The following is a 7,947-nucleotide window of genomic DNA, read 5'->3' as shown; positions in this document are numbered from 1 at the left end:
GCAGCCAGAAGCCATAACCTCTCGCCACCAGCGCCACCGCCCGCATTAGGACCCTGCCCTGCCCGCCCTCACTCTCGCCACTAAAAGAGAGCTTGAGCAGGAACAGGCCGATCAGCAGGTAGGGCACCAAAATCATCGAGGTCGAGATAAGCAGCAGGCTGGTGTAGCCCTTGCCAAGCAGCCACACCAGCAGCAGGCATACCTGCACCGTCACACTGGTGAGCCAGAGCGATGCGATGGGGGTGCCGCTGCGGTTCTGACGGCGGAAGATGGCGGGAAACGCACCGTGACGGGCCGCGCTGAACGGCACCTCGGCCGAGAACAGGGTCCAGCTCACGTAGGAGGCGAGCACCGAGACGATAAGGCCGACGCTGATCAGCAGCTTGCCCCAGGAGCCGGTCATCTGGGCCATCAGCCCTGCCATGGAGGGGTTGGGCAGGGCTGCCAGTTCGGGTCTGCTCAATATCCCCAGCGCCAGCACCGAGATAAGCACATAGAGTAGCAGGGCCAATACCACCCCCAGCACGGTGGCCGTGCCCACATCCCGCTTGTTTCTCGCCCGGGCCGACAGCACCGCCGCTCCCTCGATGCCGGTAAAGACCCAGAGGGTGATCAGCATGGTATTGCGCACCTGCTTGGAGACCGGCACCGCAAGGGTGCTGCCCTGCTGATCCGCCGCGAAGGTGACCGGGTCGAACCAGTAGCAGGCGAACAGGATAAACAGCAGCAGCGGCAGGCTCTTGGCCAGGGTCGCCACCAGATTGAACAGCGCCGCCTGCTGCACGCCGCGGGCCACCAGCAGGTGCACCGCCCAGAGGATGCAGGACTCGCCGACAAACGCCGCCAAGGTATTGCCGTCACCAAACCAGATCTGTTCCGGGGTATCGACAAAGCTACCCAGCGCCGCAAAGGCGATCACCAGATAGCCCACCACGCCGATGGTGGCGCAGAGCCAGTAGCCCCAGGCGGAGAAGAAACCCACCAGTTCGCCAAAACCGGCGCGGGCGTAGCTGTAGATGCCGCCGTCGAGATCGGGTCTGAGCCGCGACAGATAGAGAAAACTCATGGCGAGCGCCACTATGCCCACCCCGGTCACGCCCCAGCCGATCAACACGGCGCGTGCGCCCGCCACTTCGGCCATGTTCTGGGGCAGGCTGAAAATCCCCGCCCCCACCATGGAGCTGAACACCAGCGCGGTGAGGGACCAGAGCCCAATCTTGCTCTCTTTCATGGGGACTCCTTAGCGCAACCGGCTGCTCAGCGCCTGAATATGCTCAGGGCCGATGCCGCAGCAACCGCCGATCAAATTCGCGCCGGCCGCGCGCCAGCGCTCGGCCCAGCCAAGGTAATCCAGCGGCCCCAGATCGGCGCGGAGCTCATCCAGCCCGTCGTTGGCGGTGGCCTCTTTGGGTTGCGGCGGGAAGGCGTTGGCATAAGCACCGAGGCGAATGTCAGCACGGCCCAGCGCCTGCAATCGGGCGCGGGCAACCTCGAGGGCCCCCTCGATCACCTCGGGCTGACAGCAGTTGAACAGGATGGCATCGACTCCGGCCGCCACCAGCGCGGTAACGGCATCGGCCACCCGCTCGCCGGAACGCAGTAGCGGCTCGTTGCCCGGCGCCTCATCTTCCAGGGTGAAGGAGACCCAGAACGGCTTGCCATCTTCAGGCAGCAGCGCTTTCAGGGCCAGTGGCTCGGCAATCAGGCTCATGGTCTCGGCCAGCCAGATATCCACATGAGGTGACAGCGCCCGAATAAGCGGCGTGGCCAGCTCGCTCACCTTGTCCGCCTTGAACAGGTCGGCACGGTAAGAGCCAAACAGCGGCGGCAAGGAACCCGCCACCTGCACGGCGCCCTTCTGCGCGTCAACCACCTCGCGGGCCAGTTGACCAGCCAGCGCTGCCAGCCCCTCCCCTTCGGCAAAGAAACGTTCATCGCCGATATGAAACGGCACCAGCGCATAGCTGTTGGTGGTGATGACCCTGGCTCCGCTTGCCACATAAGCCTGATGCACTTCGCGCACCGTCTCTGGCGCCTCCATCAAGGCCAGCGCCGACCACTCGGGCTGACGAAACGGAGCCCCCCGCCGTGCCAGCTCGCGCCCCATGCCCCCATCCAGCACCCACAATTCCCTGGTTTCCATCTGTCGTGTCTCTTTGTTATGTGCGTTGTTTATTTGCGTATTTATCTGTTTGTCTTGTTGATCTGTGGTTTCGCGCTGAATCGCTGCAGATCGTCCAGCTTCATCCTGGTGAAGCACCTTTATAATTTAGCCATAAAAACATATAGATGTTTAGATGGCTAAAACAAGATAAAACAAAGCACCACTGGCGGCAATCAGTATCAACAGAAATCAGCATGCAAACGGCGAGGCAAACGCAGAAATGCAAGAGGCCACCCGAAGGTGGCCTCATCACTATCTTGATCCGCTGGCGGCTTAACGCCCGGCCAGTACTCGTTTGATCTGTTTGACCCAGTCGGAAACCCGCCCCTGCTGCGGCAAGCCACGCCAGATCTGCTCCCACTGGGCAGGACTGAGCGGGCGACCCAGCCTGCGCTGCACACCCGTGTAGAGGTAGTCATGAGCCGTCATGGCCGCATGCTCGGAGGTAAGGAATTTGGAGACAGGATCGGTCAGCCGCACATCCCGCATGCCGAGCAACGGATAGTCGTTGTGCACCGCGGCCAGCATGGTCTCGCGCATGGCGGACTCGATGTAACCACGGGCAAACAGCGCGGTCACCGACTCCAGCGAGCCCTGATCCGGGCCGTGGTACTCCTCGTCAAAGACCGGGCTTGGCTCGGCCATGCCGCTTTGCACCACCGCATCGGGATCCGGCTGCGGCACCACCACAGCAGGCTGGGGGGCAACCGGCTTGGCTGCCACTGTGGCTTTGCGCGGGGCACTCTGGCTACAGGCGCCCAGTGCCAGAGCGAGCGCGACACAGGCCAACGCACGGGAATGAGACTGCATCTTCATGACTCTTATGTTGCTCCTTTACGATTCCTGAGCTGGCTTCTCGGCCACCACCGGCTCGACCCGGGTAACCAGCAGCTGATCAATCTTGTAGCTGTCGATATCCACTACTTCAAACTTGTAACCGGCGTAGGTGACCGAGTCTGTGCGCTTGGGGATCTTGCGCAGCATAAACATAATAAAACCGGCGATGGTCTCGTAGTTCTGGCTTTCCGGGAATGCCTCTATATCGAACGATCGCATCACATCCGAGATCGGGGTTACCCCGTCCACCAGCCAGGAGTTTTCATCCCGCTGCACAATCTGCTCTTCCACCACGTGGGTCGCCCACTCGCCCATCACGGTACTCATCAGGTCGTTCATGGTGACAATCCCCACCACCAGCGCGTACTCGTTCATCACCACGGCAAAATCACCTCTGTGATTTTTGAAGTACTCCATCGCCTCGTAGAGGTTCAGGGTGTCGGGGATGATGATGACGTTCTGCACCAGGTTGCCGCCGATCAGATCGATGCTCTGGCCACTGATGACGCGGATCAGCAGCTCTTTGGCGTCGACAAAGCCCTTGATGCTGTCGAGGTTGTGGTCACAGACCAGAAACTTGTTGTGGGGATGCTCGGCAATCTTGGCCTTGATGCTCTCTTCGCCCTCTTGCAGGGTGAAGTAGATCAGGCTCTCACGGGCCGTCATGGCGGAGGTCACGCCAAGGGACTGCAGCTCGAACACGTTCTCGATCAGCTGATGCTCCTCGCGCTGGATAACCCCAGCCTCGGCACCGGCATCCATCACCGCATAGATATCATCGGAGGTGATCTCGTCGTTGCGGATCATGGAGACCCGCAGCAGGCGGAACAGCCCGTTCGCCATGCCGTTGAAGAACCACACCAGCGGCATCAGCAGGGTCACGCACAGCAGCATGGGGCGTACCACCACCACGGCAACCCGCTCCGGCATACTCATGGCAAGGCGCTTGGGCATCAGGTCGGCGATCAGGATAAACAGGCTGGTAACGACGACGAAAGAGACGACCGAGCTTATCTCGGAGAGCCAGGGGCCTTGATAGAAGCGAGCGACAAACAGCTTGATAGCGGGGTTCAGGGCTGATTCGCCCAGAATACCGCCCAAAATGGCGACAGTATTGAGGCCAATCTGTACCACGGTAAAAAAGTTGCCCGGCTGGGCTTGCAGCGCCAGCACCTTTTCGGCCTGGCGATTACCTTCGTCCGCCATTACCTGCAACTTGATCTTGCGAGAGGCGGCGAGAGAGATCTCGGAGAGGGAGAAAAACACACTACCGCCAACCAGCAGCATTAAAAAAAACACACTATCGGCAAAACTCATGATGAACCTATTGCTACACCCGCCTTAGCACAAGACGGTAAACTGGGCCTGGGAGACCAGACCGTGAGCCCATCCGGGACCCACACAGGGGCGCTATTCTACCAGAAAACAGCGTATTGGGTGCTTTATCTTACTCTGTGGACAGGTGCAACAAAAAAAGGCGCTTGGCGCGCCTTTTTATTCACTTCAGCTTAGTCCTTACCCAACAGGGCACCCAAGTCATCCCCCTTGGTATGACGCACATCCTTGCCTTTCACGTAGTAAACGATGTATTCGCAGATATGTTGGCAACGATCGCCGACCCGCTCGATGGCCCGTGCCGCCCACAGTACGTTGAGAACCTGAGGGATGGTGCGGGGATCTTCCATCATATAGGTCATCAGTTCACGAATGATCGATTCGTACTCCCGATCAACCTTGTCATCTTCCTTGTAGACCGCCAGTGCCGCATCCAGATCCATGCGGGCGAAGGCGTCGAGCACATCATGCAGCATCTTGATGGTACGACGGCCCATGTTCTCCAAAGAGACCAAGGGTGGCTGGGGCTTGTTGGCGTTATCGGTCAGCATGCGGGCAATTTTGTCAGCCACATCGCCGATCCGCTCCAGATCTGTGATGGTTTTGATGATCGCCATCACCAGCCGCAGGTCGGAGGCGGTCGGTTGACGCTTGGCGATGATGCGGGTGCACTCCTCGTCGATCGCCACTTCCATCGCATTGACCGCATGGTCTTTGGCTACGATTTTGCGCGCTGCATCGAGATCTTGGTCGTGGATGGCGGCGATGGCATCGGTGAGTTGTTGCTCTACCAGCCCTCCCATCACCAACACCTGATTGCGCACGCTCTCTAGCTCGGCATTGAACTGACCGGAGATGTGTTTATTGAGGTTCATATTGTCCATACAAATAATCCTTGATGCTCCGATTATGCCTTAGCCGTTGAACTGGCTGGTAATCTGTTTATTGATGCTCATGTTACGGATACCCCTCATTACGCCACCTGTGACTTAGCCGTAACGACCGGTGATGTAATCTTCGGTCTTTTTCTTGGCCGGGGTAGTAAAAATGGTGTTGGTATTCGAGTACTCGATAAGCTCGCCCATATACATAAAGGCGGTCTGATCCGACACCCGTGCCGCCTGCTGCATGTTGTGGGTCACGATCACCACGGTGAACTGGCTTTTCAACTCGTTGATCAGCTCCTCGATGGTGAGGGTTGAAATCGGGTCAAGTGCCGAGGTCGGCTCATCAAGTAACAACACTTCCGGCTCGATGGCGATGGCGCGGGCAATCACCAGACGCTGCTGCTGACCACCAGAAAGACCAAAGGCGTTGTCGTGCAGACGATCCTTTACCTCCTCCCACAAGGCTGCGCCGCGCAACGAACGCTCGGCGGCTTCATCCAGCGTACGGCGATCGTTGATCCCTTGCAGGCGCAAGCCATAGACCACGTTCTCATAGATGGACTTGGGGAACGGGTTGGGGCGCTGGAACACCATGCCCACCTGACGACGCAGGGCAGATACATCCACGCTCTTGTCATAGATGTTGTGACCATGCAGTTGAATTTCCCCTTCGATGCGGCAGATATCCACCAGATCATTCATCCGGTTGATGCAGCGCAGCAGGGTCGATTTGCCACAACCGGATGGCCCGATAAAGGCGGTTACCTGGCCTTTGGGGATCTTCATGTTGACGTTGAACAGCGCCTGCTTGTTGCCGTAGTACAGGTTGAGATCCTTCACCTCCAGCGCGGTCTGCTGCGGGCTCAGGTTAAGCAAGTCCAGTGCGGTGTGCTGGGTGGCGGTGGTCGTTACGTTGATCATCTGTTACCTCAAATCAGTCTGGGGTGGCTGGCACAGCTCGATGCCAACGACCTGAATACCTACTTGGTAACGATGGCGGCAGGCACATTTGCCGCCAATCGATTACCGCTATATCAATCTGGGGTGGCTGGATTAATGCTCCAGCGACCGGAATTTTTCACGCAGATGGTTACGAATACCGATAGCCGTCAAGTTCAGGCCAACGATCACCGTCACCAGCAGGAAGGAAGTGGCATACACCAGCGGCCGCGCAGCTTCGACGTTGGGGCTCTGGAATCCGACATCATAGATGTGGAAGCCAAGGTGCATGAACTTACGCTCCACATGCAGGTACGGGAAGTTGCCATCCATCGGCAGGGTCGGCGCCAGTTTCACCACACCGACCAGCATCAAGGGTGCAACTTCTCCCGCCGCACGGGCAATCGCCAGGATAAGGCCGGTCATGATGGCCGGGCTCGCCATTGGCAACACGATACGCCACAGGGTCTCGGCCTGGGTGGCACCGAGCGCCAGTGACCCCTGACGAATGGTACTGGGAATACGGGACAGTCCCTCTTCAGTGGAGACAATCACCACCGGCAGGGTCAGGATCGCCAGGGTCAGTGCCGACCAGATAACGCCGGGTGAACCAAAGGTCGGGCTCGGCAGCGCTTCCGGGTAGAACAGCTGATCCAGTGAACCACCTAGCGTGTAGACAAAGAAACCCAGACCAAACACGCCGTAAACGATGGAGGGCACCCCCGCCAGGTTAATCACCGCGATCCGGATAATCTTGGTCAAACTGTTCTTGCCCGCGTACTCGTGCAGGTAGACCGCAGCCACCACTCCCAGCGGCGTGACAATGATCGCCATCAGGATCACCATGAACACGGTGCCGAAGATGGCCGGGAACACGCCCCCCTCGGTATTGGCCTCACGGGGATCGTCCGAGACGAATTTACCGATCTGGTGGAACCAGTAACCCACTTTGGCTATCAGGTTCATATCGTTGGGCCACACCACATCCAGCACCTTGGACATCGGCATGGTCACCAGCTCGCCGCGCATATCCTTGACGGTAATCGAGTCGCGGTCGGCCTGGCTGCGCAGAGAGAAGAGCTCCTTCTCGAGCACCTGATAACGGTCGTTAAGCGTCTTTCGCTCGCTGGCCAGTTCGGCTTTAAGCTGATCGGTCAGCTTGTCATCCAGCTCGGCCTTGCGCTCTTTCAAACGCAACCGCTCCAACTGATAGTTGATACTGCCAATGTCCCCTTTTTGCAGGTCGTTGGCCTGCTCGGAAAGCGAATTGGCACGGGCCAGCATCCGCAACAACGCAGGATGGAGATCCTCGGTAAACTCGCGCCCATCCTCTTTCACTGAAGCGATGTAACCATAAAAGTTACCATTGGTAGCACGCTCCACCATGGTCAGCTCAGCGGGCTGGCTTTGGGACTTGATATCGGTCTCCAGCACCCAGCGAAAATCGAGGTCGACGAACTCGCGGTTGCCGGTCTTGACCAGATAGCGGGTCAACACCTCACGCTCTTCCCCTTCCAGCGGCAGACCTGCGGCGCGCAGTCGCTCCACGGGTACCAGCTCGCGATCGTTGATCTCGCCGATCAATACACTTTTATTGCCACTGGCATCTTCAAGTTGCCATTCATAGATGGGGTGAGGCCAGAAGTAGACCAGACCACGCCAGCCGATTAGCAGTAGCAGACCCAGCACCGCCACCAGACTCAGGCTGACGGCACCGCCGGTCATCCAGATCCAGGGGGCCCCTGATTTAAACCACTTACCCATTGTCGATTCCTTGTCCATTAC

7 protein-coding genes are annotated in these 7,947 nt (G+C 58.6%); all 7 read right to left on the bottom strand.

Annotated elements, in window-relative coordinates:
• Positions 1–1,231, bottom strand: a 1,231-nt coding sequence (locus CF137_RS10270; RefSeq protein WP_139718920.1) for a basic amino acid/polyamine antiporter, incomplete at its 3' end; no start/stop codon positions are given.
• A 9-nt stretch (positions 1,232–1,240) separates the two neighbouring features.
• Positions 1,241–2,143 (bottom strand): homocysteine S-methyltransferase family protein, encoded by a 903-nt coding sequence (locus CF137_RS10265; protein ID WP_139718919.1) that lies wholly within the window; start codon positions 2,141–2,143, stop codon positions 1,241–1,243.
• 294 nt (positions 2,144–2,437) lie between these two features.
• Entirely contained in the window at positions 2,438–2,980 is a 543-nt protein-coding gene (locus CF137_RS10260; protein ID WP_162515914.1) for a hypothetical protein, read from the bottom strand.
• Between the two features lie 18 nt (positions 2,981–2,998).
• Positions 2,999–4,318: a polyamine export protein PaeA gene (paeA, locus tag CF137_RS10255; protein WP_101325230.1), complete on the bottom strand. Its 1,320-nt coding sequence runs from the start codon at positions 4,316–4,318 to the stop codon at positions 2,999–3,001.
• Between the two features lie 191 nt (positions 4,319–4,509).
• Positions 4,510–5,220 (bottom strand): phosphate signaling complex protein PhoU, encoded by a 711-nt coding sequence (gene phoU / locus CF137_RS10250; protein ID WP_101325231.1) that lies wholly within the window; start codon positions 5,218–5,220, stop codon positions 4,510–4,512.
• A 105-nt stretch (positions 5,221–5,325) separates the two neighbouring features.
• Positions 5,326–6,144 carry a phosphate ABC transporter ATP-binding protein PstB gene (pstB, locus tag CF137_RS10245; RefSeq protein WP_042022101.1) on the bottom strand — a complete coding sequence of 273 codons (819 nt, stop codon included), beginning with the start codon at positions 6,142–6,144 and terminating at the stop codon, positions 5,326–5,328.
• 132 nt (positions 6,145–6,276) lie between these two features.
• Entirely contained in the window at positions 6,277–7,926 is a 1,650-nt protein-coding gene (gene pstA, locus CF137_RS10240; protein WP_101321469.1) for a phosphate ABC transporter permease PstA, read from the bottom strand.
• Positions 7,927–7,947: the final 21 nt, after the last annotated feature.

Origin of the sequence: Aeromonas sobria (genome assembly GCF_006243315.1) — a bacterium.
In the GTDB taxonomy this organism is placed as follows: Bacteria; Pseudomonadota; Gammaproteobacteria; order Enterobacterales; family Aeromonadaceae; genus Aeromonas; species Aeromonas sobria_A.
Note: the sequence above shows the minus strand (reverse complement) of the source record. Positions and strands in the feature narration are given on the sequence as shown.